Genomic DNA, 25135 nt, shown 5'->3' with positions numbered 1-25135 from the left:
CATCCACGGCTTTACAACCAACTTGTTCCATAGTATCCTTTCTGCTCTCCAGCCCGAGAGGGCTCGTCCTCGGGCATCGCGCTGGGAGCTTTTCCTGCCCTCGTACCTCGGGCTGCCTCGCTTGCGCTCATCACCGGAAAAACTCGCATAGGCGCTCAACCCAAAGACTGGGATCAAGTTCGATAGCTGCTGCCATTGCTATGGAACAAGTATAAGTCCCCCTTCGAAGGGGGCAAGGGGATGTAATCGTCTGCTGAAAATTTCCCTCTTGGGAGCGGCTAGGGGTGGGTTTATACTTGTAGGGACAGGTCGCGACCTGTCCGCGCGAAGGCAGCAGCTATGGAATTTATACTTTGGCAAAAGTAATTACAGGCTCCCTCCCCTGTTTTTAGGGGAGGGTTGGGGAGGGGAGAAATGGAGCTAGAGGTGGTTGGGCACGACACGTAGCCCTCAATTCCTGACTCTGGCAGATTATACTTTCTGATCCTTTGGCAGGCCCACTGCAGCGCTGCTCTTTACAAACTGCTCGCGCTCCAGGTTTAGCCACTCTAGGGCAGTGCCGCTGAGCATACGTTCTTTGGTAGCCAGGTCGTACGGCATGGATTCGATGAGCTTGCCGGGCTCCAGCTCGCCCAACGGAAAAGGGTAGTCGGTGCCGAGGGCTATTTTATCCGCACCAACAAGGTTTACAAGGTACTCCAGCATCAGCGGGTCGTGCACCAGTGAATCTAGGTAGAACTTGCCGAGGTACTCGCGAGGATTTACGTTGTTATCCACAGCACACAGATCGGGGCGCACCTCGAAGCCGTGGGCAATGCGACCGATGGTTGCCGGAAAAGAGCCGCCGCCATGCGCGAAGGCCACACGCAACTTCGGCAGGCGCTCGAACACGCCTCCGAAGATCATAGAGCAGATAGCCACCGTTGTCTCGGCGGGCATGCCGACCAGCCAGGGCATCCAGTACTTGCCCGTACGGTCTTTGCCCAGCATGTCCCAGGGGTGAACAAAAATGGCCGCTCCCAACTCCTCGGCCGCCTCAAAAACAGGAAAAAGCTTCGGCTCGTCGAGGTTACAGCCGTTTATGTTCGTGCCGATCTGAATGCCTGGCATGCCCAGCTCCTTTACGCAGCGCTCCAGCTCCTTTATAGCCAGGTCGGTGTCCTGCATCGGGATGGTGCCCAAGCCTATGAAGCGGTCGGGGTAATCAGCTACAATACCGGCAATGTGGTCATTCAGAATCTGCGAGAGATCGTACGTGTGCTCCGGCCTTGCCCAATAGTTAAACATGACCGGCACCGTGCTCAACACCTGCACCCCTACCCGATGGCGGCTGCACTCGTGCATGCGCACCCTGGGGTCCCAGCAGTTATCCTGTATCTCGCGGAAGAACTTGTCGTCCATCATCATGCGGGCGCAGCAGGGCTTGTGGTGCTCCAGCCGTACAAAGCCGCCATAGCCATATCGCTCGCGCAGGTTTGGCCAGGTAGCGGGCAGGATATGCGTATGGATGTCGATCTTCAGCAGGTTATCAGCAGTAAGTATGGGCTTCTTCTCTTGCATGGTAAAAACGAACGAAAATGCGGCTATACGGTGTATGACTCTGTCGGGCAATCCAACAAGATAATCATTTTATACTTTTTACGCACCTACGGCGCGAAAGCTTATACTTGCTGTTGCCTGTCTTTGCGGAGCAGGCCAAAGTATAGCAGATCGATGAAGCGGCCGTTTTTGATCTCGCGCTCGCGCAGCCTGCCCTCACAGGTAAAGCCCAGCTTTTGCAGCACTTTCGCTGACTGGTTATTGCCGCCTTCCACAATGGCTTCGATGCGGTTGAGGTCCAGCTGTGCAAAACCATACTTCAGAACAGCTTCGGCAGCCTCCGGAATATAGCCATTGCCCCAATGCTCCGGCAGCAGCCAGAAACCAATCTGGCCTTTCCGGTGCACCTCCTCCAGGTTATTCAGGCCACAGGCCCCTAGCAGCGTATCATCCTCCTTTAAAGAGAAGGTCCACCAGGCGCCTGTGCCGCTCTGCAGCAGGCTCTGGTAAAACGGCATTTGCTCCTGCTCTACTTCCTCCAGCGTATTGTAGTGCACCGCGTAGTACTGCGTCACCCGCCTGTCGGACAGTCCCCGAAGTATAAAGTCTGCATCTGAAGGCTGTATCAGGCGAAGCCGAAGGCGGCTGGAGAACAGCTCAGGGTGATGCATATGTTATTTAGCAGCCTCAACTGGTTTGGCAGGCGGCTCCATCACGGTGCCGCAGTTGTTGCAGGTGCGGTGCTCCATGCTGTCCCAGAAGTGGCTCATGATAACCGGCAGTTGCCCTACAATATCGCTTACGTCGGCGTACTCCTCATACAGCTTGTTGCCGCAGTTCTCGCAGAACCACAGGAAGCCGTCTTGCTCGCCGGGCTTGCGGTAACGCTCCATCACCAGGCCCACCGTGTTGGCCGGGCGCTGCGGCGAGTGCGGCACGCGCGGCGGCAGCAGGAAAATCTCGCCTTCCTTTATCGGGATATCCACCGGCTTGCCATCCTCTATGATCTTGAGCACGATATCGCCTTCCAGTTGGTAGAAAAACTCCTCGCCCTCGTCGTAATGATAATCCTTGCGGGCGTTGGGGCCGCCCACCACCATCACGATAAAGTCGTCGTTATCCTTAAACACTTGCTGGTTGCCTACCGGGGGCTTTAGCAGGTGGCGGTGCTCATCAATCCACTTCTTAAAATTGAAAGGTCTCGTTATGGCCATAGTTTTGATTTTGAGGTTTACATTTTGAAAGTACGCATTTTCCGGCAAACATGATAGCTGCGGGATAAGTATAGCTATGCTACTTCGTATAGATTTACGTACATTTATCCTATGGACTTAAACCTGAAGAACAAACGTGCCCTGGTGTGTGGCAGCACACAGGGCATTGGCAAAGCAATAGCTATAGAACTGGCACAACTGGGGGCAAGCGTAACGCTCATAGCCCGCCATGAGGACAAACTACAGCAGGTAGCCCAGGAACTGGACACACAGCAAGGGCAGCAGCACGACTACATCACCGCCGATTTTGCGGACCCTTACGACCTGAACATACGCGTGCAGGCCTACCTCAACGACCAACCTGAGGTGCACATCCTGGTAAACAACACCGGCGGTCCGGCGGGCGGACCGATTACCGAGGCCATCACCGACGAGTTTACCGCTGCCTTTAACCAGCACCTGATCGCGAACCACCTGCTGGCCAAAGCCGTGATTCCGCATATGAAGGAGGCAAAGTATGGCCGCATCATCAACGTGATCAGCACCTCGGTGAAGCAGCCGCTACAGGGATTGGGGGTTTCGAACACCATTCGTGGCGCGGTGGCCAGTTGGGCTAAAACCATGGCCAACGAGCTGGGCCCATTCGGCATCACGGTAAACAACGTGCTGCCCGGCGCCACCCGCACCGGCCGCCTGGAGTCCATCATCGAAAACAAAGCAAAGAAAACCGATGCGGCTGTGGATGCTGTGGAGGAAGAGATGATGCAGGAAATACCTGCCCGTCGCTTTGCTGAACCTGAGGAAGTAGCCGCTGCCGCTGCGTTTCTGGCTACACCTGCCGCTGCCTACATCAATGGCATTAACGTGCCGGTGGATGGGGGTAGAACAGGGTGTTTGTAATACCCCTCCCCAACCCTCCCCTAAAAACAGGGGAGGGTGTTTCAGTAAATAGGTAGTATAAGCTAATTAAAAAATGGCTCTTAAAGACACCCCCACCTGTTTTTAGGAGGGGGCAGGGGGAGGTAAAATGCAGCAGATTCAGAACTACATAAACGGCCAGTTGGTGGCACCGGTGGCAGGTCAGTACATCGACAACTATAACCCGGCAACCGGCCAGGTATATTCGCTTATACCGGACTCTGATGAGCTGGACGTGGAGCAGGCGGTGCAGGCGGCACTGGCGGCTTTCCCGGCATGGGCTAACACGCCAGCCGAAAAACGTGGCCGTTTGCTGATGAAGATCGCTGACCTGATAGACCAAAACCTGGATCGGCTGGCCGAGGCAGAATCTGTGGACAACGGCAAACCTTTGAAACTGGCGAAGGCAGTGGATATACCGCGGGCCAGCAGCAACATGCGTTTTTACGGTACGGCCATTCAGCATTTCGCCACGGAGGCGCATTTCATGGAAGGCACCGAGGCCATTAACTACACCGTGCGCCACCCCCATGGCGTGGCAGGCTGCATCTCGCCCTGGAACCTGCCCTTATACTTGTTTACCTGGAAGATTGCTCCTGCCCTGGCTGCGGGCAACTGTGTGGTAGCCAAACCATCCGAAGTAACACCCCTAACGGCGTACCTGCTCTCGGAGATCTGTATAGCGGCGGGCTTGCCGCCCGGTGTGCTCAACATTGTGCATGGCTATGGGCAGAAGGTGGGCGCTGCCATCACGGCACATCCTAAAGTTCCGGTGATCTCCTTTACTGGCGGCACTGCCACCGGCCGAACCATTGCAGCCACAGCGGCGCCTATGTTCAAGAAACTCTCGCTGGAGCTGGGCGGCAAGAACCCGAACATCATTTTTGCCGACTGCGACTTTAACAATGCCCTCCATACTTCCATCCACTCCTCCTTTGCCAACCAGGGGCAGATCTGCCTGTGTGGTTCCCGTATTTTTATCGAGCGCCCGCTGTACGAGCAGTTCCGGGATACCTTTGTGGAGAAAGTGAAAGCCATGCGAGTAGGCGACCCCATGGAAGAAGGCACCAAACTGGGCGCTGTGGTATCGGAGCAGCACATGCAAAAGGTACTTTCTTACATTGAGCTGGCTCAGCAGGAAGGCGGCACCATCCTGACCGGTGGGCACCAGGTGCAGGTAGAAGGGCGCTGCAGCAACGGTTGGTTTATCGCCCCAACTATTATTGAAGGCCTGCCTTACAACTGCCGCACCAACACCGAGGAGATCTTTGGACCGGTAGTTACCCTCACCCCTTTTGATACCGAGGAAGAGGTGATCCAATACGCCAACTGCACCGACTACGGCCTCTCCGCTACCATCTGGACAAGCAATTTGCAGCGGGCACACCGCGTGGCGCACCAGGTACACGCCGGCATTATCTGGATCAACACCTGGCTCCTGCGCGACCTGCGCACCCCCTTCGGCGGCATGAAGAATTCCGGCGTGGGCCGCGAGGGCGGTTTTGAGGCGCTGCGCTTCTTTACCGAGCCGCAGAATGTTTGTGTGAAGTTGTAGGCATGGAGTCTGTGCCTATACATACTACTTTTGAAGAGACATACAGGCAGCTTCTTTTTATAGACAGTGTTGTCGTTTCTGCGAGAAGAAAGCGGAACCTTAGAAGAGCCGTTCTATTCTTGGTATTAACGCTGGTCTCCCTCCTGCTCTTCTTTTTCTCGGAAAGCGACTTTGGTGCAGCAGGAGTTTTTGCGCTCCCGTTTTGGTGGGTTTGTTTCGGGTTTTATCTGCTTTACTTAAAATGGAAAACACACAAGAGGCGAACGGGCGTCCTTAAGCAGCTCGCAAAAAACAGTTTGCCAGAAAGCCCTTCTGAGATGCACCTCAGCTTCTCAACGGAAAGAGTGAGTGTAGCACGTGGACAGGAAACCACTACCGTTAAGTGGAGCGACTTCAGAGCTTATTTAGAAGAGGAGGACACGGTTTACCTACTCCAGGAGCACCCGTACTTGGCCTGGTCATTCTCGGCAAAGGAAATAGGCGCACCTGCTCTTGCGGAGTTAAGGGAAATTGCTAAACTGAAGTTGCCTGCTTTTAAGATGTAGCAACCAACGCCTTTCTATGTCATCCTGTAAGGATTCTGTTTGCAAGTTGTAATGCTCCCCTCCCTTCCATCAGAGTTCTTTCAGAATGATCAAAAGTATAAATACCTCTCCATAGCCGCGCCCCAACTGCTAACTGCCGCGCCGCCAGCAGAGGCTAGTCTTCCCTTCTACCCCCCCCCCCGCTCCATGCCGCAAGTTTAGCGCCAGCGCAACTTGTGGCTTGCATAAGGCCAGTTTGCAACTGGCAAATTCCAGAAGTATACTTTCGCTGGTTACAAACCGGTTGTCAAACTAAATCCCTCATTTCCTCGCCAAAGAAACGGCACTTTATACTTTCCCCTTTACCCCCTCCTACATTTATCCGTACTTTTGCCCCATGGACTTTAAGAGAAGACGACTGGCCGTTACGCTACGTAACCAGATAAACTATCCTTTGCAGTTCAACCCATTTGTGTTCAGCAAGATCTTTTTGCTGTGGGTGGCCATTGGCATCGTGGGCGGCGTAATTGCCGGCCTATACTGGACCGTGCTGGAAAGCTTTCTTCATCTCCTGGCTCCGATTCAGGGGCTGTGGGTTATCCCACTGATGGCGGCGGCCGGCTTGCTGGCGGGGATCATCATCCACAGGCTAGGAGACCCGGGCGAGATGGACCTCATCGTGAACAACATCCGCTTTAAAGGCGGGCATCTGGAGCCGAAGAACAACCCGTCCATGATCCTGTCGTCGTGGCTGTGCATTGCCAGTGGCGGCAGTGCCGGACCGGAAGCGCCGCTGGTGCAGGTAGTAGGCTCCACGGGCACCTGGATAGCCAAAAAGCTGAAGATACGCGGCGAGGACCTGCGCTCTTTAACCATTGCCGGTATGGCCGCTGCCTTTACGGCCCTGTTCGGTGCCCCGCTGGGCGGCACACTGTTCGCCCTTGAAATCCTGCATCACAAGCACGTGGTAGAGTATTACCAGGCCCTGATCCCGGCCTTTGTGGCCAGTTGCTCCAGCTACGTTATCTTTATCCTGATCACGCACATCGGCATCGGTCCCACCTGGAATTTCCCGGTATACGCCACCCCCGAGCTCACCGACTTCTTCTACGCCATGCTCTACGCCCTGGCGGGTACGGCGGCGGGCTGGCTGTTTATCTTCACGGTGCGCTGGAGCAGAAGCATGTTTAAAAAGTTTAATGTCCCGATTTACATCAAGATGATGGTGGGCGGAATTTTGATTGGCACCATCGCTTACTACGTGCCCCTCTCCCGCTACTTCAGTCACGACGAACTGAACCTACTGCTGGAGGAGCCGTTTACACTGGAGTTCCTGCTCATACTTCTGGTGGCCAAAATCCTGGCGATTGCCTTTACCGTTACCTCCGGCTGGCGCGGCGGCTTCATCATTCCGTTGTTTTTTGTGGGCGCTACCGTGGGCCTGATCATCAACAACCTGTTTCCGGGTCAGAACCTGCCGCTTATACTTGTCAGCTGCATGGCCGCCATTAACGCCTGTGTTACGCGCACACCTATCAGCACCATTGTGCTCTTGGCCACACTCACGGGCTTTCACCACTTTATACCCATTATGTTTGCCAGCCTCACAGGCTTTTTCCTGGCACCCAAAACACCGCTGATAAACGCGCAGCTGGGCCTGAAGGAATAAAGTATACTTTAGCCTGGCCGCAACATTTCGCAGAAAACCGGCTATACTCTGTGAGGGGGAGTGTGTAAATGCCCTAACGCCATGTGCCCAGCTAACCATATCCAGAAAGCCACTGTGCCTTTTATACTTTCCTTGCTCAAGGTAAGCCAGGAGGAGCTGCGTGCACAGGGGCTGGAGGCACAGGAACTAGCCGACATTTACAACGATTACTCCCCGCGGCTGGATGAGCTGGAAGATATCGGCCTGTTTCTGTCGAGGGCCCTGAAACAGCTAAGAAGCGCGCATGCCGTGTGCTACCGTGTAAAGGAGCCGCTGCACTTGCTCAAGAAAATCATCCGGAAAAAGAAGGAGTATCCCAACCGCCACTTAACCTCTCAAAACTACCTCTCATTTATAAATGACCTGGTAGGCGTACGTATTCTTCACCTGAACAAGAGAGACTGCCACGCCATAGGCCATTACATACAACAGCACTGGGAGCTGAAGCGGGCCCCTTATGCCTATGTAAGTAGCAGCCACTCTGCAGAAGCCAGGCAATTTGCCGCAGATAAGTATAAAGTGCTGGTGAAAGACAAAGGCTACAGGGCGCAGCACTACATCCTCAGAATCAAACCCAACCGGCAGCAATACCTGGTGGAGGTACAGGTAAAAACTTTATTTGAGGAAGGATGGAGCGAGATAGACCACTGCATCCGCTACCCCGACCATGAGCCCAATGAACTGCTGAACAGGCTGCTCGCCATCCTGAACCAGCTCACCTCTAACGCCGATGTAGTGGCTACCCAGATACAGGCGCTCGCCAATGAGCTGCAAAAGTACAAGCAGAGTTCTCCTGCAGCGCCTGAGGTGTCTGCCTCCAGGCTACGCGGCCACATTGAGGCCCTGCCTGTGGATGAGCAGGAAAAGCAGTACCTCTACGCCTGCCTGGCAACGCTTACCGAAGGCAAATAAAAAAGGCCCACCGTTTCCGGCAGGCCTTTATACTTGGTTTTATACTTGCTTACTGGTTCACCTCTGTCGGGTTGATCAGCTTGCGTTCCAGGAAGTTGGTCATCATTTTAAAGCGGTGAATGGACGTAACGCCTCCCCCCACGCCGTGGTTACGGTTCGGGTAGTAGAAGCTCTCGAACTGCTTGTTGGCGCTGATCAGGGCATCCTGCATTGCCACCGCGTTCTGGAAGTGCACGTTATCGTCGCCGGTTCCATGGATCAGCAGCAGGTCGCCCTGCAGCTGGTCGGCGAAGTGCAGCGGTGAGTTGTCGTCGTAGCCGGCGGCATTCTCCTGCGGTGTTTTCAGGAAGCGCTCTGTGTAGATCGTATCGTAGAACCTCCAGCTTGTAACCGGTGCAACAGAGATACCGGCACGGAACACGCCATCGCCTTTCGTCAGGCCCAACAGCGTCATGTAGCCCCCAAAGCTGTGGCCCCAGATGCCGATGCGGTTTTTGTCTACGTACGACTGGTTGCCCAGCCACTTAGCTGCTTCAATTTGATCTTCGATCTCATACTTACCCAGGTTGGCGTAAGTCGATTTCTTAAACTCTGCGCCGCGGGCACCGGTGCCGCGGTTGTCCACACTCACCACAATCATACCTTTATCGGCCAGCACCTGGTACCACAGGTAGTTGGTGCCGCCCCAGCTATTAGTTACCGTCTGCGAGCCCGGGCCGCCGTACACGAACATCAGCACCGGGTACTTCTTGTTCGGGTCAAAATCATTTGGCTTGATCATCCAGCCGTTCAGTTGCGTACCGTCAGCCGTCTTCATCTGGAAGAACTCCTGCTTTGCAATGTCGTACTGCGCCAGTTTGTTTTTCAAGGTAGCGTTATCCTCCAGCACTTTTATCAGCTTACCGTCTTTGGCTGTATGCAGGCTCACGGTTGGCACCTGGTTGGCGGCAGAGTAGTAATCCAGGTAGTAGGTAAAGTCGTTGCTCATGTTCACGCGGTGCGTACCGGCTTTATCAGTCAGGCGCTTCTTACTTTTGCCTTTGCTGCTGATGCTGTACAGGTGGCGCTCCAGCGGCGACACCTCCGTAGACATGTAGTACAGGCGGTCATTTTTCTCATCGTAGCCCACAAACTGGCTCACCTCCCAGTTGCCGTTCGTGATCTGGCGCACCAGTTTGCCGTTCATTCTGTACAGGTACAGGTGGTTAAAACCTTCTACCTCTGAACTATGGATAAAGTGCTTGCCATCCTTCAGGTAGGTCAGGTCGTCGGTTACGTCAATGTAGGCCTTGTCCGTCTCCTTCAGCACCACGTCGGCCTTACCGGTTGTGGCGTTGGCGTGCAGGATCTCCAGCGTGTTCTGCAGGCGGTTCATTTTCTGGATAGACAGCAGGTTAGCGTCGTTTGTCCATTTGATGCGCGGGATGTAGATGTCATCCTCTTTGCCGGTGTCCATCTTCACGGTTTTGCCGTTGTTCACATCGTACACCGATACGGTTACTTTTGAGTTGGCCTCTCCTGCTTTCGGATACTTGAACTTGTTATCCTGCGGGTACAGCTCGCCCCACATCTGCATGTTAAACTCCGGCACATTCGTCTCATCAAATGTGTAGAAAGCGATCTTCTTGCCGTCCGGCGACCAGTGGAAGCCCTGCGCGAAAGAGAACTCCTCCTCGTACACCCAATCCGCATAGCCATGGATGATAGAGTTAAACTTGCCGTCTGTGGTGATCTGCGTCTCCTGCATGTTGCTCAGGTCCGTCACGAACATGTTGTTTTCGCGGGCAAAGGCCACGCGCTTGGCGTCCGGCGAGAAGGTGGCATACATCTGCTTGCCGCCGTCACTCAGCTTGGTCAGTTTCTTGGAGGCGATGTCGTAGATGTAGAACTCAGCCTTGGAAGAGCGGCGGTAGATCTGCTCGGTTTCGGTAGAGAACAGCACCTTCTGCTCATCCGAGGAGAAGGTATAGCCATCGTACTGGATCGGCTGGTTGCTGCCCTGCGGCACCAGGTTCTCGCCTTCTATGATGGTGCTTACCGGCTGGCCGGTGGTCACGTCATACTTTACGATGTCGTATACTTTGTTTTTCTCGTCGGCCACCTGCGAGCTGTAGTAGCGGCCGTCGTTCATCCAGTTTACCCCGTACACCGATTTGGCGCGAAAAGTACCATTCTGGTAGATATCTTCCAGGGTAATGTCTTTTTTCTGCTGCGCCTGCGCCACGAAGGCAAAACACAGAAGCACGGCAGCCAAAAGGTTTGTTCTAAGTCTGATATGCATGTTTAAGGTTTAGTTATAGTTTAGCCCCTCTAAGTTAGGAGATTTATATGGTTTAGCCATGCTTCTACAGCCAAAACCGTACCTGTAGCTGCTTTGGGAGGGGTTTTATGTTGATGTTTAGGAGAGAAAACTGCCTTTCCCTGCGCTGCATTCTCCGCTGCCGCGAGTTTGCAACCCGTATCCTGCTATGGTGTTGGGTTTGCAACCCGACTGGCTCGGAGAGTCATGTTTTATACTTGGGCTATAGTTTATTCTTTCCCTAGCGCAAGCGTCCGCTTGTGCCTCGATTAGGGCTACTGTCTTCTGCAATCCGAACCAAGCTATCCTTGCTAACTACTGTTCATCCTCAGTATTACAAACCTACGTTGTATTTCTGGCTTTGGAGCTCTCAAGCCCGAGAGGGCTCGTCCTCGGGCATCGCGCGGTGTACATTTCCTTTGCTTGACCTGCGGTCTCCGCAATTTCGCTAAAGCGAAACCGGAAATCTACAAGGCGCTCCACCCAAGGACTGGGATCAGATTCGATAGCCGCAGCCCTTGCTGTCATCTCGACCTATGGGAGAGATCTCTATAGAATACCCGATAGATCTCTCACAGCTACGCTGGCTCTCTTCGGCTCTCGCCTCAAGAGTACTCGGGATGACAGGGAAAGGAGTAAGTATGGCCCCCTCCTTGAACTACCGAGAACGCGAGTTCGAAAGTAGCGAGCGCAACTCTGAGGGGCAGGGGTAGTTGGAACCAGTACTGCGAAGAACTAAGTCTGCGTACAAAAAACGGCAGCCCTTTTCAGAGCTGCCGTTCTTATTATCGTTTATACTTGCTAGGCCTAAAAATTCACGCCCACTGTCAGTACCACGGAATTTTGCTTTTTGTCGATGTTCAGCAATGGCTCCCCGGAGCTCTTAAGCGCGTAGGGGGAATAATCAGTGCCGCTCACGAACGGGGCATAATCCGAGTCCTGCTGCGTGTGCACGTAAGCCGCATCCACATAAAAATTCTGCAGCCTTACACCGGCGCCAAAAGTATAGTTTTGCGTCGCTCCATACTTGTAGTTGATAAAACCGGCATCGTAGCTGGAGCCGCCTTCCGGGTCGGCGTTATAGGCATAGCCAGCGCGCAGCCGGAACACCTCATAGCGAGCCTCCGCCCCGATCTTATAGTTCACCACCGAGTTGTTGTTGTCTGAGATGCCATCGTTTATATCATCAAAAAAACCGCCTGAGGAGAAATCATCGTCCTCTCTGTACTTGGCGCTGCCGTAGTTCACAAACTCCACGTCGGCCGTGATGAAGCCATACTTGCCGATAAAGTAAGCCACGCCACCCGTAGCCCTGAACGGGGTAACCAAGCGGTAAGAAAACTGCCCCGGCACCTCTGCGGCTGTCTCCACACCATCGTTAAAGGTGGTGGCAATCCTGCGCTGGTAATCGTCATCGAACGTGTAGGCCGTTGGCGTTTGTATGCTCACGCCCAGGCGCAACGCGTCTATCGGGCGGGCAATCAGGCCCACCTTTAGGTTCACGCCGGCGCCGGAGGTCGAGAACTCATCCACGTACTCCAGGCTGGTGAACGGCGTGCTGGCATCGCCCTCGGCCTCTGTGTAAATCTTTTCTTCCTTGAAATCCGCCGTTACAATACCCAACGAGGCGCCAATGTAGAGCCTGTCTTTGTAGCTGGTACCTACACCGATATCGATCTGGTTCTGGGAGCCTGTTCTTCTGACCTCCTCGCGCTGGGTGATACTTCCGATGCGCTCCACCTCAAAAATCACGCTGTCATCATCCACATCGAACAGGTAGCCACCGTAGGCTAATCCTTCCAGTGTGGTGATGCCTGCGTCAAATTCCTGGTCTAGGCTGGCCCGGGTTCGGTTGTTCTGGAAGGCCAGATCCGCGAAGTACTCTACAATTGTGGGGTCAAACTCGCCGGACTGGGTGCGGTAGGAAGTATAGTTCTCGTTAAAGTTGTTGAGCCTGGTAAAGCCGATGCCGAAGGTTACACCACGCCAGTCGCTGGCATCGCTGTCCCCTTTCCTGTTCGATATCACCACACCTAGCTGGGGAAACACAAAATTGCTGTTGCTGCCTGAGTTCTGCTCACCAAGTATGGAGGTGTTGTTATTGACGGATTGGATGCCCGGGGAGATGGTGAACTCGGAGCGGCGGAACATGCCCAGGCCGGCCGGGTTGCCGGAGAGGCTGGAGATATCAGCGCCCAGTGCCGTTTGCGCACCGCCCATGCCTTGTATACGCGCAGTACCCGATATACCCAGTTGAGAGTAGCGCAGAGCGTCTACCTCTGTTTGGGCAAAAGCAGTACTACCCCAGCCCAGCAGTAACGCCAGACTGGCCAATAGTGTCTTCTTCATCTGTTATATAGTTTTTATACTATGCGTCTAGTTATTTCCTCGTGATGGACGGCCGCCCCCGGAAGATGATGAGTTGCTGTTGCTGCTCCTACTTGGGCTCGGGCTCGGTGAGCTCTCGTACGTACGGCTCGGCCTGCTTTCTATCGAGCGGCTCGGCTGGCTGCGCTCAATGCGCACGGGCTCGCTTCGCTCAATGGTGCGGCTTGGCTGACGCTCAACACTACGGGTGCGGACCTCGCGGCGCTGCTGCGGCTGCTCTGTGGAGCGGCTCGGCACATACTCGCGGGTTCTGCGGTTGCTGCGGTTATTGCTTGGCGCTGGCTGTGCGTTCTGCTGCTGTGGTTGCACGGTGGTGCTTCTGCTGCTGCGGCTTGGCCTTGCCGGCAACTCCTGCCTGCCTCCGGTAGCTGGCGCCACCGTGCTGCGGCTGCTGCGCGACTGTCGGCCTACGCTTTGCTGCTGTTGTTGTCCGGTGCTCTCGCTTCGGATAACACCGTCCCTGGATGGTCTGCCAGTGCCTCCACTGTTAACCTGCGTATTGCGGCTGTCGCGCGGGCCATACTGCACCCTGCTGGCCTTGCCGATCACCACTGGCCGGTCGTTGTACCAGCCGTACGGGCTGTGGTGAGCATAGTGGCCGTTATAGAAGCCTCTGTAGTAGCCGTTGTAGAAACCGTGGCCGTAGCTGTTCGGGAACCAGTTGCTGTAGCCATAGTACGGATGCCTGTAGTAACCTCCGCCGCCCCAACCATAGTTAAAGCTGATGCTCACGCCGGTTCTGAAACGGGCATTGCTCCAGAAAGGATCATAGTAAAACGGATCGTAGTAGAAAGGGTCATAGAAGGGATCATAGAAGGCATAGCTCGCGCGGCGCGGCACGTAGGCTGATCCCCAATAAGGATCTACATACGAGTAGCTCGGGCGGTACCAGTTGTCGCGCTCGTCATAGGAGCGGCCGTCGTAGTACTCATCGCCGGCGTAGTTCTGCGTGATGTTGCTTTCCGAGTATTCAGGGTTAAGCACTTCGCCATCGGCAACTGCTGCCTCCTGGCTGCGGGAATCATATTGCTGCTGGTAAGCCTGCTGCTGCTGCTGCTGTAGTTGCTGCGCTGCCGGCTCCACGTACACTGTCTGGTCCGAAGAACTGTAGTACATATCGTCGTACTCCGACGACTGCATCGCAACGGGGCTGCTACAGCCTACAGCCAGCAGAGCAAGCGCGGGGGCTATGGTAAGTAAGGTATATTTTTTCATGGCCTTCTGCTGATGATCTGTGGGTAATAACTTCTTCTATATCAAAGATAAGCACAATTGGGTAAAACCTTATCTATAGTATAATAATATTAACGTAATTTTGAGCCGGAACGATGTCCGGATTCTATATATCTAGATAACAAAATTTGTTCCAGAATCAATACAAATCAGATATTTACGATAAAATAAAAGTAAAATGAGCAAAGGGTTACCTAAAAGAAGCGACGATTACTCGCTGTGGTATAACGAGCTGGTGAAAAAGGCAGGTCTGGCGGAGAACTCGGCCGTGCGCGGATGCATGGTGATCAAGCCATATGGTTACGCCATCTGGGAGAAGATGCAACGCCAGCTGGACGACATGTTTAAGGCCACCGGCCACGAGAACGCCTATTTCCCGCTGTTCGTGCCCAAGAGCTTGTTTGAAGCCGAGGAGCAGAACGCCGAAGGCTTCGCAAAGGAATGCGCCGTGGTAACGCACTACCGTCTGCAAAACGACCCGGACAAGCCAGGCAAACTGCGCGTGGACCCGAACGCCAAACTCGAGGAAGAACTGATCGTGCGCCCTACCTCGGAGGCCGTGATCTGGAATACGTACAAAAACTGGATACAAAGCTACCGCGACCTGCCCCTGCTGATAAACCAGTGGGCCAACGTGGTGCGCTGGGAAATGCGCACGCGTCTGTTCCTGCGCACGGCGGAGTTCCTGTGGCAGGAAGGCCACACGGCCCACGCCACCGCCGAGGAGGCTATTGCCGAAACAGAGCAGATGCTGGAAGTATACGCTACCTTTGCCGAGCAATACTTGGCACTACCGGTGATTCGCGGCATCAAAACCCCGAGCGAGCGCTTTGCCGGTGCTTTGGAGACCTATTGCATCGAAGGGATGATGCAGGATGGCAAGGCGCTGCAGGCGGGCACCTCGCACTTCCTGGGCCAGAACTTTGCTAAGGCGTTCGACGTGAAGTTCGCCACGAAAGACGGCGGCCTGGAGCACGTGTGGGGCACCTCGTGGGGCGTGAGCACGCGCCTGATGGGCGCGCTGGTGATGGCCCACTCCGACGATGAGGGCCTGGTGCTGCCTCCAAAGCTGGCCCCTATCCAGGTGGTGATCGTGCCGATCTACAAAGGTGAGGAGCAGCTGGCGCAGATCACGGAGAAGGTAAACCAGCTGAAGCGCGAGCTGTTGGCCAAAGGCATCAGCGTGAAGTTCGACGACCGCGACACCGAGCGCCCGGGCTTTAAGTTTGCCGAGTGGGAGCTGAAAGGCGTGCCGGTGCGCATTGCCATCGGGGCCCGCGACCTGGAGAACGGCACCGCCGAAGTGGCCCGCCGCGACACCAAGGAAAAAAGCACGCAGCAATTCGCCACGCTGGCGGATTACATCCCGGCCCTCCTCGACGAGATCCAGGAGAACATCTACAACAAAGCGCTGAATTACCGTGAGGAGCACACCACCAAGGTAGATTCTTACGAGGAGTTCAAGCAGGTGCTGGAAAATAAGGGCGGCTTTGTGCTTGCCCACTGGGATGGCACCCCTGAGACCGAGGAGCGCATCAAGGAGGAGACGAAGGCTACCATCCGCTGCATCGGCCTGAACACGCCCGAGGAAGACGGCGTGGATCTGGTAACCGGCAAGCCGAGCAAGCGCCGCGTATACTTTGCCAAGGCCTACTAATGCCCTGCTAATCGTTGCCCGATAAAAAACTGTAGCGGCAACCTGTTTTAGAGCGCCACTTCTCTACTCGAGGGTGGCGCTTTTGCTTAGGGGCGATTTTTACCTTCGCCGGGACTGGCAACTATTCGCATAATTTGATGAAGAATTTGCTATATTGTACACAATAACCTTTCGCCCTATGCTATTGGATTGGATCACAGTTATTTCGCTCGTCGGCATTGGCCTGCTACTGATCATAGTGGAGTTGATCTTTGTGCCGGGCACTACCATTGTGGGCATACTTGGCTTTATCCTTACTGCCATCGGCATATGGATAGGCTATGCGGCACTGGGCAATAGTACCGGCCACATCATACTTGCCGCCACCGTGCTCATTGGCGCGCTGGCCTTCTTCTACAGTTTCCGGTCGGATAGCTGGACGCGCTTTGCCCTGAAAGAGCAGAACCGGGGCCGTGTGAACGAGGACCACCAGCATGCGCTGGCGGTTGGCGAGGAAGGCAAGGCTATTTCGGCGCTGCGGCCACAGGGCAGAGCCTTGTTTGCAGGCCAGCACCACGAGGTACAGACCGAGGGAGAGTTTCTGGCCCCCAACACCCCGATTCGCATTATCAGATTAAGTCAAAATAAGATTATCGTAGAAGCAATCTCCTAACTTACACAGATGGAAAATTTAACTCCCCTTTTTCTTATAGCAGGCGGTATTATCCTGCTCATCATCTTTTTATACTTTGTGCCGATCAGCCTCTGGATCACGGCCCTGTTCTCGGGCGTGCGCGTGGGCCTGCTGGAGCTGGTCTTTATGCGCATCCGTAAGGTGCCGCCAAGCCTCATCGTTAACTCCATGATCAACGCCACCAAAGCGGGCATCGACCTGACCACCACCGAGCTGGAGACACACTACCTGGCCGGCGGCAACGTACCAACTGTGATCAAGGCGTTGATTTCGGCAGACAAGGCCAATATTCCGCTTTCCTTTAAGCAAGCCACGGCCATAGACCTGGCCGGCCGTAACGTGTTCGAGGCCGTTACCACTTCCGTTAATCCCAAGGTGATCAACACACCGAACGTAGCCGCCGTAGCGCAGGACGGCATTCAGCTAATCGCGAAAGCACGCGTTACCGTTCGTGCCAACATTAACCAACTGGTTGGTGGCGCCGGCGAGGAAACCATACTTGCCCGTGTGGGCGAGGGCATTGTAACCTCCATCGGCTCATCTAATTCCCATAAAACAGTGTTAGAAAACCCGGATATTATTTCCAAGCTGGTACTGCAGAAAGGCCTCGATGCTGGCACTGCTTACGAGATCCTGTCTATCGACATTGCCGATATTGACGTGGGAGAGAACATTGGCGCAAAACTGCAGATAGACCAGGCTGGGGCCGACTTAAAAGTAGCAGAGGCCAAGGCCGAAGAGCGTCGTGCCATGGCCGTGGCCGTAGAGCAGGAAATGAAGGCAAAGGCACAGGAGGCCCGCGCCAACGTGATTCAGGCGGAGGTGGAAGTGCCTCAGGCCATCGCAGCGGCCTTCCGCGGCGGCAACCTCGGCATTATGGATTACTACCGTATGCAGAATATCCAGTCCGACACCGACATGCGCAACAACATCGCCAACCCGGGACAGGGTGGCGGAGGCAGTAACACGCCAAACAGAGCAAAAGAGTAAAGCCTAGTTTCTACTTTAAGAAGCGGCGGCCACTTCATACTTTGGAGTGGCCGCCGCTTTTAAAGGGCTACAGGGTATAAGCTATACTTTATTCTTCCTGCCCCAGCTCTTCCATTTTTCTGGCTAACTCATTTCGCCGCACGGCAACAAAAGAGTAGGTAGCGCTGTCGGCGGTGATGACCTCCAGCCCGAATGGAAACACCAGCATCCATTTTTTGTCTTTGAAGCCTCTTACTCCATTTAAGTTGATATAGGTACTATCTCTCCCATTAACATACAGGCCTCCAAAGTATGGCGTGGGGATAAAAATCAGCTCCTCTGCTGTCGCAAGAACCTTTCCTTTTGCAGGCCATACTTTCGGTGTTTTCCGGTAAAGGCTCACATCTCTTTGCACCATCAGCACCTCCTTACCTGAGGAAGTATAAGTCGGCACTTGCTGGCTACACCCTGCAAGAGCTGCCAGCACCAGTATCAAAAGCAGTTTTTTCGCTTTCATGGGGATGGTGATTTAAGGAAAAGATGGGATAGCGAACCCTTAAATAGTTTAGGCGCTATCAAAACCTTCGCAGCTTTTGCTTTCCCGGTGCCTCTGCTGAAAGCTTGGAGGAATAAGTATAAATACGAGAAAAGCCCGCCCCTGTATACCAGAAGCGGGCTTTCTTATACTTTATACTTTACTTGCAGGCTATTGTGCCTTCAGCGTGATCGTTCGCTCCACGCTGTTGAACGGGCCTGGCAGCACATTGCCATTGTTGTCTACCAACTCCAGCTTGATGGTGTTCTCGCCCATCGGCAGGCCTTCCATGATGTAGGGCATCCAGCGGTCGAGCATGAACTCGGTACCGTTAATAGTGGCGCGCACCTTGTTGCCGGTGGTAGAGAGGTCTGTGTTAACCAGATAGAAGTCGAGCATCACCCGCTCTGTCTCCTGAGGGCCCACGTACTCGCCTTTCGGGCGGCTATAGAACATATGTGGCGCCCCCTCGTCAAACTCCAGTGTTTCGGTAGGCCTGCCTACGGTAATCTTGCGCAGATCGTAGGCGCCCTTGTGCTTCAGGCTCTCGTGGTAGGAGCGCGACAGGAACGACAGAATCACGTGCTCCCCTTCCTCTATCTCTTTTGTAAACTCAGTTTCGTAGTGGGCGGTATATGGCTGGTTATCCACGATGTTGTGGATGTGCTGTCCCTGGTGCGAGTTCGCCAGGTGCTCCGCATTGGAGTGCGGCGTCATGCGGGTCAACTCAAAGTTAGATAGCGAGTAGTTGAACTGAACCGGGCCCGGCTCCACCACACCTCCGGCAGGTGGTGTGTTCAGGCGCAGCTGCGACTCAGGGTACTTCTGCGAGTTGTCGAAGGCGTAAACGCGCAGCCCGCCTTTGCTCATAACAGCGCCTGACGGTGTTGGGCCTGCGGTAACTCTCGATGCTTCGGGTGTTTGGTTTTCGGCTTCCTGCGTCTGGCGTGCGGTATCACAGGCCGAGAAACTGAGCATCAGGGCCGAGGCCAGCAGTAGGTACGTTTTTTTCATGAATTTATTCTGTATCGTTAGGTTTTCGTTGTAGCTAATTTAGCAATTATTCTTCGTATATTGCGAACTACGTGGATATCACACTAAAGTATACGAAAATTTTTATATACGAGCGAGTATGAGCGAGATTTTGTTTGATGAAATCCCGTCCCTGGACCTGGCGGATTTTATCTCTGGAGATGCGGAGAGGAAGGCTCAGTTTGTAAAGCGGCTTGGCGAGGCCTACCAGAACATAGGCTTTATTGCCCTGCGTAACCACGGCCTTAGCAACGAGCTGACCGAAAAGCTTTATGCGGCCACCAAGGCATTCTTCGCCCTGCCGGACGAGGTGAAGCAAAAGTATGAGCACCCCGAGCTTGCCGGCCAGCGCGGCTACGTAGGCAAGGGAAAAGAGAAAGCTAAAGGATTTAATACCGGCGACCTGAAGGAGTTTTACCACGTAGGCCAGGAGCTAAGCGATATTCCGGACAGCGACCCGATCAAAGCAGAATACCCGGAGAACATCTTCCCGGCAGAAGTACCAGCCTTCAAAGAAACTACTTTAGAAGCCTACAGAAAGCTAGAGACAGCCGGCAAGCAGGTGCTGCGCGCCATTGCCATCCACCTGGGCCTGGAGGAGAATTACTTTGATGAGAAGGTAACGTATGGCAACAGCATTCTGCGCCCTATCCACTACTTCCCGATCGAAAACCCGGATAGTGTACCCGCCGATGCGGTTCGCGCTGCCGAGCACGGCGACATAAACCTGATCACGCTGCTGATGGGCGCCAGCGCCGACGGCCTGCAGGTACTGCGCCGCGACGGCCAGTGGATTCCGATTACGGCCCTGCCGGAGCAGGTGGTGGTAAACGTGGGAGACATGCTGGCCCGCCTGACTAATAACAAGCTCAAGTCCACCATCCACCGTGTGGTGAACCCGCCGCGCGAGCTGATGCATACTTCGCGCTATTCTATCCCGTTCTTCATGCACCCGCGCTCCGAAATGGACCTGACCTGCCTGGAGAGCTGTATAGATGAGAAAAACCCCAAAGCCTACCCGGACGCCACCGCAGGAGAATACCTGAACGAGCGACTGGTGGAGCTTGGCCTGCTGAAGAAATCCTAAGTTACAGGGTATATGCACCTATGAACATAAAAAAGAGGGATAGCTGAAAAGCTGTCTCTCTTTTTCTATTTTTATGCCATCATGAGTCTGCGCTACTACATCTTCCTGAAAGACGTATTGCTTCTGGCCTTCACAGCTTTTGGCGGGCCACAGGCGCATATTGCCATGATGTTCAAGCTGCTGGTGGAGAAGCGCCGCTATCTGACGGAACAGGAACTGATAGAGCTGAACGCGCTCTGCTCCATCCTACCCGGCCCCACCTCCACGCAAACCCTTACGGCCATTGGCTATAAGATAGGGGGGCCAAACCTGGCTTACCTCACCCTGCTGGTCTGGATTCTGCCGGCCGCCACCTTTATGGGCGTAGCCGCTGTCGTCATCTCCTATTTGCAGGGGCAGGGCGTATCGCTCGGCTTCCTGAAGTATATACAGCCAATGGCGGTAGGATTTGTGGCCTACGCCGCCTACATGATCAGTGCCAAGGTAATTCATACCAAGACAGCAGTGTCCCTGATGGTGGTCTCGGCCATACTTGCCTACTTCTTCCACTCGCCCTGGGTATTCCCGGCCCTGCTGCTGGCAGGAGGAGCCGTTACGGCTTTTCGTTTTAAGCAGCACCCCCACGAACCGAACAAGCGCCTGCACATAGAGTGGGCCAACTTTATACTTTATGTGGCGGTGCTGGTGGTAGCTGCTTTGCTGGGTGCTTATACTTCGTCGCTGCCGATGCGTTTGTTCGAGAACTTCTACCGTAACGGGAGCCTTGTCTTTGGAGGCGGGCAGGTACTCATCCCGCTATTATACACGGAGTTCGTGGACTTTAAAGGCTACCTGACTGGCGAGGAGTTCCTGTCGGGCTACGCCATTGCGCAGGCACTGCCGGGGCCAACCTTCTCCTTCACCTCTTTTGTGGGCAACCTGGCCATGCGCGAGTATGGCATTGCCGGGCAGTTCCTGGGTTCGTTCGTGGCTACGGCAGGCATTTTCCTGCCAGGCACGTTCCTGATCTTCTTCGTGATCCGCTTCTGGGATGAGCTGAAAAAGTACAGGGTGATCCGCGCTTCGCTGGAGGGTATCAGCGCCGTAAGTTCCGGCATGGTAGTGGCTGCGGCCATACTGCTCTACCACCCCATCGAAAGCACTATCCTCAACTTCAGCATTGTAGTGGTAACTTTCTGCCTGCTTATGTTCACCAAAATACCCGCGCCGGTGCTTATCCTTACCGGACTGCTGTTGGGGTTTGTGTTGTAGGGAGAGTAAGACTACGTAGTTTATGGAGCTACATTTCTGCGTGGTACAGGTTAGCTAAATTTTGCAATGGCCTTTCTATTAACTTTTCAGCCTCTTTTACTGCATTTGCCTTTTGCTCTGTGGTCAGTTGCTTCTCAAGTTCTTCTATCTCCCCCACTATAGCTTGCTGCTGCAAGTAAGAGAAATCTCTTTTAGACTCATTGTATACCAGAAACCACAAATAGCTTTTATACATATCCTGCCTAACATCGCTACCATCGCGGTACATATAAGCAAGGTTTAATCTGGCGGAGGTAATGTATCCACTCTTCTGCAAATTTTCCGGGTTTTCAAGCTTACCTAAACGAATGGCCCACTCAAGCATCTTAACAGGATCTTTCTCAGTACCCACCCCTTCTTTGTAGCAATTGATGACGTTAAACATACAGGTTCCATCCCCATTAGTCGCACACTTTAATGCGTAAGAAAAGGCTTTATGGAAGTCTTGTGTTACACCATCTCCAGTACCATATGCCATCATCATCGCATACAGGCCATCATTCCAGCCTTGCTCTGCAGATTTCGCATACCATTCAACTGCTTTCTCAGCATCTTTCTCTACTCCGACTCCTGACTGGTAGCAATGCCCGAGATTATACTGCGCTTCAGCACTGCCTAATTCGGCCGCTTTCTTCAGTAGTGGCAGAGCAGTACCTGTGTCTCCGCTCGTGAAATATTCCTTTGACTTTTCATTCAACTCATTTGCAGACTGAGCAAAGGTGCTAAACGCAGCCAGAAGAATGATAATGGATAGTAAGGGTGTTTTCATTTATTATTGTAGCGGTTTTAGATGTTCCCGAAGGCAGGACATTGGCATTACCGAAGATGAATAAAAAAGGCCGTTTACAGCTTATTCGTCAGCCTCCATAGTATCGCTTATACCCTGATTTGGCAATACCCTATTTGCCCGCCTTTTACCACTCATGATTTAATTCCTGATAGTACAGATAATCACTCATCGTATCTAGGGTTTCTTTTATTTTCTCGAATCGGAACACGAAATTTTCTAAATCTATTTCAATATTGCCTATTGACTTCACGTAAAAATGGTTGTCATAGACGTTGTTGAAAGGATAGCGTGAGAAATCCATTTTATTGTCTTTTGGGGTGGCTTCTATTTTGTCAAATAACTCAGTTATATAGCTTTGAAGCTCCTCCATTGATGCCTCAAATTCTCTAACTGACAACCTCCCTTTATAAAGTTTGATCTTTGATTTTAGGGTCTGAAATATTTGCTGAATATTATGACCTCCTTCGATTTTATTTGCAGATTCGAGAAGCTTATTTAATATCCAATTTAATCCTTTTAGATAAAGCTCAATTCCATGATTCGCGTTGGTGAGTATAGGAAATATTAGAATATCCGCTTTCTTATCTTCATTATCAGATAAACACAATTTTGCTAGTTCTATAGCTGCGTCTGAATACCCTTCTGCAAGATTTAGAATATTGCGAATATCGGCGTCTTTGTCAATGCGCCAATTAACAAAGGCAATTTTATTAAAGTCAATGTTTCTGGAAAAAATTGGTTGCATAAAAGTATCTACTCGCTATTGTATAAGGAACACTCCTGCTACACTTTAAATATAGCAGATAAACCGAGTAAGCCGATAGTATCGGCCAGCTAATTCTCTCAAACTACAGCACAAAAAAAGGCTACCCTCTCAGGCAGCCTTTCTATACTTTATATTTTCTCTTTCAGCATCCTCAATAAATACTCCCCATACCCGCTCTTTCGCAGCGGCTCGGCAATTTCCCTCAGCTCTTCATCCGAGATGAAGCCCATGCGCCAGGCCACCTCCTCAATGCAGCCGATCTTGAGTCCCTGCCGCTCCTCAATCACCTGCACAAAGGTAGCCGCCTGCATCAGCGACTGAATGGTGCCCGTGTCGAGCCAGGCGGTACCGCGGTTGAGAATGCCTACTTTGAGCTTACCTCTTCTGAGATACTCGCGGTTCACGTCCGTGATCTCGTACTCGCCCCTGGCACTGGGCTCCAGGCTCTTGGCGATGCTGACTACTTCGTTGTCGTAGAAGTAGAGCCCCGGCACAGCGTAGCTGCTCTTGGGCTCTCGGGGCTTCTCCTCGATGGAGACTGCCTTCATCTCATGGTCGAACTCGACCACCCCGTAGCGCTCCGGATCGTGCACGTGGTAGGCATACACCACGCCCCCGTCCGGATCGGCGTTGGCCTGCAGGAGCTTGCTCATGCCTGAGCCGTAGAAGATGTTGTCGCCCAGCACCAGGGCCACTTTATCGTTGCCAATAAACTCCTGGCCGATCACAAAGGCCTGCGCCAGCCCGTTGGGTACCTCCTGCACGGCGTAGCTGAAGCGGCAGCCGATCTGCACCCCGTCGCCCAAGAGACGCTCGAACAGGGGCAGGTCGTGGGGCGTGGAGATAATAAGAATTTCCCGAATACCCGCCAGCATCAAGGTGGACAGGGGATAATAGATCATGGGCTTGTCGTAGACCGGCATGAGCTGCTTGCTCACCGCCAAAGTCAAAGGGTGCAGCCTGGTGCCCGAGCCCCCGGCCAATATAATTCCTTTCATCTCCGCTTATACTTTGTTACTCCGCCGTGGCGGCTTTCGAATCCCTGTAAATAAATTCCTGATTGTTCTTGAACCACTCAAACGTGCGCTGCAAGCCTTCCTGTATGCGCACCTGAGGGTTATACTTGAGCAGGTGCTGCGCTTTAGAAATATCTGCTAGGCTATCGCGGATGTCGCCGGCGCGGTTAGGTCCGTGCACTGGCTCTACGTCGGCACCAGCGGTTTCTTTCAGGATATGGAACATCTGCAGCAGCGAGGTTCTGTCGCCCACGGCAATGTTATAGACCTGATTCACCGCCTCCGGGTTCTCCACCAGGGCCGCTTTGATGTTAGCTTCCACGCAGTTCTCCACAAATGTAAAATCACGCGTCTGCCCGCCGTCCCCGTTTATCTTCGGCGAGCGGTTGTGGATCAATGCATCTATGAACAAAGGAATCACAGCGGCATAAGCGCCATTCGGGTCCTGTTTCGGACCGAAGATGTTGAAGTAGCGCAGCCCGATGATTTCCATACCATAGGTCTTGCCAAAAACATCAGCGTAAAGTTCGTTAGCGTACTTGGTCACGGCGTAGGGCGAGAGCGGCTTGCCGATGCGGTCCTCCACCTTCGGCAGCTCTTTGCTGTCACCGTAGGTAGACGAGGAGGCGGCATACACGAAGCGCTTCACCTGCTGCTCCTTGGCCGCAGTGAGCATGTTCACAAAGCCGCCCACGTTCACGTCGTTGGTCGTAACCGGGTCGTTGATGCTTCGGGGCACCGAACCCAGCGCCGCCTGGTGCAGCACCACGTTCATGCCCTGACAGGCGTCCAGGCAGGTTTGTACGTTGCGGATGTCGCCCTCCACCAGCTCAAAGGCCGGGTTGTCCAGAAACTGCTCGATGTTCTTGCGGTAGCCGTTGGAGAAGTTGTCCAGCACGCGCACCTTGCCCGCATTATACTTTAAAAGGTACTCCACCAGGTTAGAGCCGATAAAACCGGCCCCGCCTGTTACTAAAAACGACAGCCCATCGAGGGGCTGGTCGTGGAATGGGGAATCGTACATATCGTT

At 53.6% G+C, this 25135-nt stretch carries 22 protein-coding genes; 10 read left to right on the top strand and 12 right to left on the bottom strand.

All coding sequences use genetic code 11. The features are described from left to right. Nucleotides 1–471: 471 nt before the first annotated feature. The 3 genes from OH144_RS18500 to OH144_RS18490 form a co-directional block, all read right to left on the bottom strand. On the bottom strand, nucleotides 472–1560 hold the full coding sequence (locus OH144_RS18500; RefSeq protein ID WP_266203758.1) for an amidohydrolase family protein: 1089 nt from the start codon (nucleotides 1558–1560) through the stop codon (nucleotides 472–474). A 101-nt stretch (nucleotides 1561–1661) separates the two neighbouring features. Beyond that, the gene (locus OH144_RS18495; RefSeq protein ID WP_266203757.1) at nucleotides 1662–2210 is read right to left on the bottom strand and encodes a GNAT family N-acetyltransferase; all 549 of its coding nucleotides are present in this window, start codon (nucleotides 2208–2210) and stop codon (nucleotides 1662–1664) included. Nucleotides 2211–2213: 3 nt separating this feature from the next. Beyond that, nucleotides 2214–2753 (bottom strand): 3-hydroxyanthranilate 3,4-dioxygenase, encoded by a 540-nt coding sequence (locus OH144_RS18490; RefSeq protein WP_266203756.1) that lies wholly within the window; start codon nucleotides 2751–2753, stop codon nucleotides 2214–2216. 111 nt (nucleotides 2754–2864) lie between these two features. Between OH144_RS18490 and OH144_RS18485 the strand changes: the two genes are divergently transcribed. From OH144_RS18485 to OH144_RS18465, 5 genes are all read left to right on the top strand, one after another. Continuing rightward, nucleotides 2865–3653 (top strand): SDR family oxidoreductase, encoded by a 789-nt coding sequence (locus OH144_RS18485; RefSeq protein ID WP_266203755.1) that lies wholly within the window; start codon nucleotides 2865–2867, stop codon nucleotides 3651–3653. 127 nt (nucleotides 3654–3780) lie between these two features. Further along, entirely contained in the window at nucleotides 3781–5226 is a 1446-nt protein-coding gene (locus OH144_RS18480) for an aldehyde dehydrogenase (protein WP_266203754.1), read from the top strand. A 2-nt stretch (nucleotides 5227–5228) separates the two neighbouring features. Further along, on the top strand, nucleotides 5229–5771 hold the full coding sequence (locus tag OH144_RS18475) for a hypothetical protein (protein ID WP_266203753.1): 543 nt from the start codon (nucleotides 5229–5231) through the stop codon (nucleotides 5769–5771). Nucleotides 5772–6147: 376 nt separating this feature from the next. Continuing rightward, the gene (locus tag OH144_RS18470; protein WP_266203752.1) at nucleotides 6148–7419 is read left to right on the top strand and encodes a chloride channel protein; all 1272 of its coding nucleotides are present in this window, start codon (nucleotides 6148–6150) and stop codon (nucleotides 7417–7419) included. Nucleotides 7420–7500: 81 nt separating this feature from the next. After that, the gene (locus OH144_RS18465; protein ID WP_266203751.1) at nucleotides 7501–8370 is read left to right on the top strand and encodes a RelA/SpoT domain-containing protein; all 870 of its coding nucleotides are present in this window, start codon (nucleotides 7501–7503) and stop codon (nucleotides 8368–8370) included. Between the two features lie 49 nt (nucleotides 8371–8419). Here the strand turns inward: OH144_RS18465 and OH144_RS18460 are convergent, their stop codons facing one another. The 3 genes from OH144_RS18460 to OH144_RS18450 form a co-directional block, all read right to left on the bottom strand. Continuing rightward, complete coding sequence (locus OH144_RS18460; protein ID WP_266203750.1) at nucleotides 8420–10651, bottom strand: S9 family peptidase; 2232 nt, start codon at nucleotides 10649–10651, stop codon at nucleotides 8420–8422. An 825-nt stretch (nucleotides 10652–11476) separates the two neighbouring features. Continuing rightward, nucleotides 11477–13018, bottom strand: coding sequence for an OmpP1/FadL family transporter (locus tag OH144_RS18455; protein ID WP_266203749.1), 1542 nt, complete (start codon nucleotides 13016–13018; stop codon nucleotides 11477–11479). A gap of 27 nt (nucleotides 13019–13045) precedes the next feature. Further along, the gene (locus OH144_RS18450) at nucleotides 13046–14272 is read right to left on the bottom strand and encodes a hypothetical protein (RefSeq protein WP_266203748.1); all 1227 of its coding nucleotides are present in this window, start codon (nucleotides 14270–14272) and stop codon (nucleotides 13046–13048) included. A 196-nt stretch (nucleotides 14273–14468) separates the two neighbouring features. Here OH144_RS18450 and proS point away from each other — a divergent pair, with 196 nt between their 5' ends. The 3 genes from proS to floA all read left to right on the top strand — a co-directional run bounded on the left by proS (nucleotide 14469) and on the right by floA (nucleotide 17610). Beyond that, a complete protein-coding gene (gene proS, locus OH144_RS18445; RefSeq protein ID WP_266203747.1) occupies nucleotides 14469–15947 on the top strand; it encodes a proline--tRNA ligase in 1479 nt (492 codons plus the stop codon). A 178-nt stretch (nucleotides 15948–16125) separates the two neighbouring features. Beyond that, nucleotides 16126–16599: an NfeD family protein gene (locus OH144_RS18440; protein ID WP_266203746.1), complete on the top strand. Its 474-nt coding sequence runs from the start codon at nucleotides 16126–16128 to the stop codon at nucleotides 16597–16599. Between the two features lie 9 nt (nucleotides 16600–16608). Next, nucleotides 16609–17610, top strand: coding sequence for a flotillin-like protein FloA (floA, locus tag OH144_RS18435; RefSeq protein ID WP_266203745.1), 1002 nt, complete (start codon nucleotides 16609–16611; stop codon nucleotides 17608–17610). Between the two features lie 88 nt (nucleotides 17611–17698). On the opposite strand, the gene OH144_RS18430 is transcribed toward floA, so the two are convergent. Together OH144_RS18430 and OH144_RS18425 are read right to left on the bottom strand one after the other, a co-directional pair. Then, entirely contained in the window at nucleotides 17699–18106 is a 408-nt protein-coding gene (locus OH144_RS18430; RefSeq protein ID WP_266203744.1) for a hypothetical protein, read from the bottom strand. Between the two features lie 189 nt (nucleotides 18107–18295). Beyond that, a complete protein-coding gene (locus OH144_RS18425; protein ID WP_266203743.1) occupies nucleotides 18296–19138 on the bottom strand; it encodes a hypothetical protein in 843 nt (280 codons plus the stop codon). Between the two features lie 118 nt (nucleotides 19139–19256). Between OH144_RS18425 and OH144_RS18420 the strand changes: the two genes are divergently transcribed. Then, nucleotides 19257–20243 (top strand): isopenicillin N synthase family dioxygenase, encoded by a 987-nt coding sequence (locus OH144_RS18420; protein WP_266203742.1) that lies wholly within the window; start codon nucleotides 19257–19259, stop codon nucleotides 20241–20243. Nucleotides 20244–20324: 81 nt separating this feature from the next. Next, a complete protein-coding gene (gene chrA / locus OH144_RS18415) occupies nucleotides 20325–21494 on the top strand; it encodes a chromate efflux transporter (RefSeq protein ID WP_266203741.1) in 1170 nt (389 codons plus the stop codon). A 28-nt stretch (nucleotides 21495–21522) separates the two neighbouring features. Here chrA and OH144_RS18410 read toward each other — a convergent pair whose 3' ends face one another. The 4 genes from OH144_RS18410 to OH144_RS18395 all read right to left on the bottom strand — a co-directional run bounded on the left by OH144_RS18410 (nucleotide 21523) and on the right by OH144_RS18395 (nucleotide 25129). Further along, the gene (locus OH144_RS18410; RefSeq protein ID WP_266203740.1) at nucleotides 21523–22302 is read right to left on the bottom strand and encodes a tetratricopeptide repeat protein; all 780 of its coding nucleotides are present in this window, start codon (nucleotides 22300–22302) and stop codon (nucleotides 21523–21525) included. 145 nt (nucleotides 22303–22447) lie between these two features. Then, a complete protein-coding gene (locus tag OH144_RS18405) occupies nucleotides 22448–23068 on the bottom strand; it encodes a hypothetical protein (protein WP_266203739.1) in 621 nt (206 codons plus the stop codon). 149 nt (nucleotides 23069–23217) lie between these two features. Next, the gene (gene rfbA, locus OH144_RS18400; protein ID WP_266203738.1) at nucleotides 23218–24087 is read right to left on the bottom strand and encodes a glucose-1-phosphate thymidylyltransferase RfbA; all 870 of its coding nucleotides are present in this window, start codon (nucleotides 24085–24087) and stop codon (nucleotides 23218–23220) included. Between the two features lie 16 nt (nucleotides 24088–24103). Further along, nucleotides 24104–25129, bottom strand: coding sequence for an SDR family oxidoreductase (locus tag OH144_RS18395; protein WP_266203737.1), 1026 nt, complete (start codon nucleotides 25127–25129; stop codon nucleotides 24104–24106). Nucleotides 25130–25135 lie beyond the last annotated feature (6 nt).

It is taken from the genome of Pontibacter kalidii (assembly GCF_026278245.1).
Classification (GTDB): domain Bacteria; phylum Bacteroidota; class Bacteroidia; order Cytophagales; family Hymenobacteraceae; genus Pontibacter; species Pontibacter kalidii.
This window is presented reverse-complemented; position numbering and strand designations above follow the sequence as displayed.

Bases quoted from the DNA above. Each gene is read 5' to 3' on its own strand.
- OH144_RS18455 (WP_266203749.1), bottom strand. From the start codon at position 13,018: ATGAAGAAGACACTATTGGCCAGTCTGGCGTTACTGCTGGGCTGGGGT.
- chrA (WP_266203741.1), top strand. From the start codon at position 20,325: ATGAGTCTGCGCTACTACATCTTCCTGAAAGACGTATTGCTTCTGGCC.
- OH144_RS18470 (WP_266203752.1), top strand. From the start codon at position 6,148: ATGGACTTTAAGAGAAGACGACTGGCCGTTACGCTACGTAACCAGATA.
- proS (WP_266203747.1), top strand. From the start codon at position 14,469: ATGAGCAAAGGGTTACCTAAAAGAAGCGACGATTACTCGCTGTGGTAT.
- OH144_RS18450 (WP_266203748.1), bottom strand. From the start codon at position 14,272: ATGAAAAAATATACCTTACTTACCATAGCCCCCGCGCTTGCTCTGCTG.
- OH144_RS18430 (WP_266203744.1), bottom strand. From the start codon at position 18,106: ATGAAAGCGAAAAAACTGCTTTTGATACTGGTGCTGGCAGCTCTTGCA.
- OH144_RS18460 (WP_266203750.1), bottom strand. From the start codon at position 10,651: ATGCATATCAGACTTAGAACAAACCTTTTGGCTGCCGTGCTTCTGTGT.
- OH144_RS18395 (WP_266203737.1), bottom strand. From the start codon at position 25,129: ATGTACGATTCCCCATTCCACGACCAGCCCCTCGATGGGCTGTCGTTT.
- floA (WP_266203745.1), top strand. From the start codon at position 16,609: ATGGAAAATTTAACTCCCCTTTTTCTTATAGCAGGCGGTATTATCCTG.
- OH144_RS18490 (WP_266203756.1), bottom strand. From the start codon at position 2,753: ATGGCCATAACGAGACCTTTCAATTTTAAGAAGTGGATTGATGAGCAC.
- OH144_RS18480 (WP_266203754.1), top strand. From the start codon at position 3,781: ATGCAGCAGATTCAGAACTACATAAACGGCCAGTTGGTGGCACCGGTG.
- OH144_RS18475 (WP_266203753.1), top strand. From the start codon at position 5,229: ATGGAGTCTGTGCCTATACATACTACTTTTGAAGAGACATACAGGCAG.
- OH144_RS18410 (WP_266203740.1), bottom strand. From the start codon at position 22,302: ATGAAAACACCCTTACTATCCATTATCATTCTTCTGGCTGCGTTTAGC.
- OH144_RS18495 (WP_266203757.1), bottom strand. From the start codon at position 2,210: ATGCATCACCCTGAGCTGTTCTCCAGCCGCCTTCGGCTTCGCCTGATA.
- rfbA (WP_266203738.1), bottom strand. From the start codon at position 24,087: ATGAAAGGAATTATATTGGCCGGGGGCTCGGGCACCAGGCTGCACCCT.
- OH144_RS18440 (WP_266203746.1), top strand. From the start codon at position 16,126: ATGCTATTGGATTGGATCACAGTTATTTCGCTCGTCGGCATTGGCCTG.
- OH144_RS18420 (WP_266203742.1), top strand. From the start codon at position 19,257: ATGAGCGAGATTTTGTTTGATGAAATCCCGTCCCTGGACCTGGCGGAT.
- OH144_RS18485 (WP_266203755.1), top strand. From the start codon at position 2,865: ATGGACTTAAACCTGAAGAACAAACGTGCCCTGGTGTGTGGCAGCACA.
- OH144_RS18465 (WP_266203751.1), top strand. From the start codon at position 7,501: ATGTGCCCAGCTAACCATATCCAGAAAGCCACTGTGCCTTTTATACTT.
- OH144_RS18500 (WP_266203758.1), bottom strand. From the start codon at position 1,560: ATGCAAGAGAAGAAGCCCATACTTACTGCTGATAACCTGCTGAAGATC.
- OH144_RS18425 (WP_266203743.1), bottom strand. From the start codon at position 19,138: ATGAAAAAAACGTACCTACTGCTGGCCTCGGCCCTGATGCTCAGTTTC.
- OH144_RS18405 (WP_266203739.1), bottom strand. From the start codon at position 23,068: ATGCAACCAATTTTTTCCAGAAACATTGACTTTAATAAAATTGCCTTT.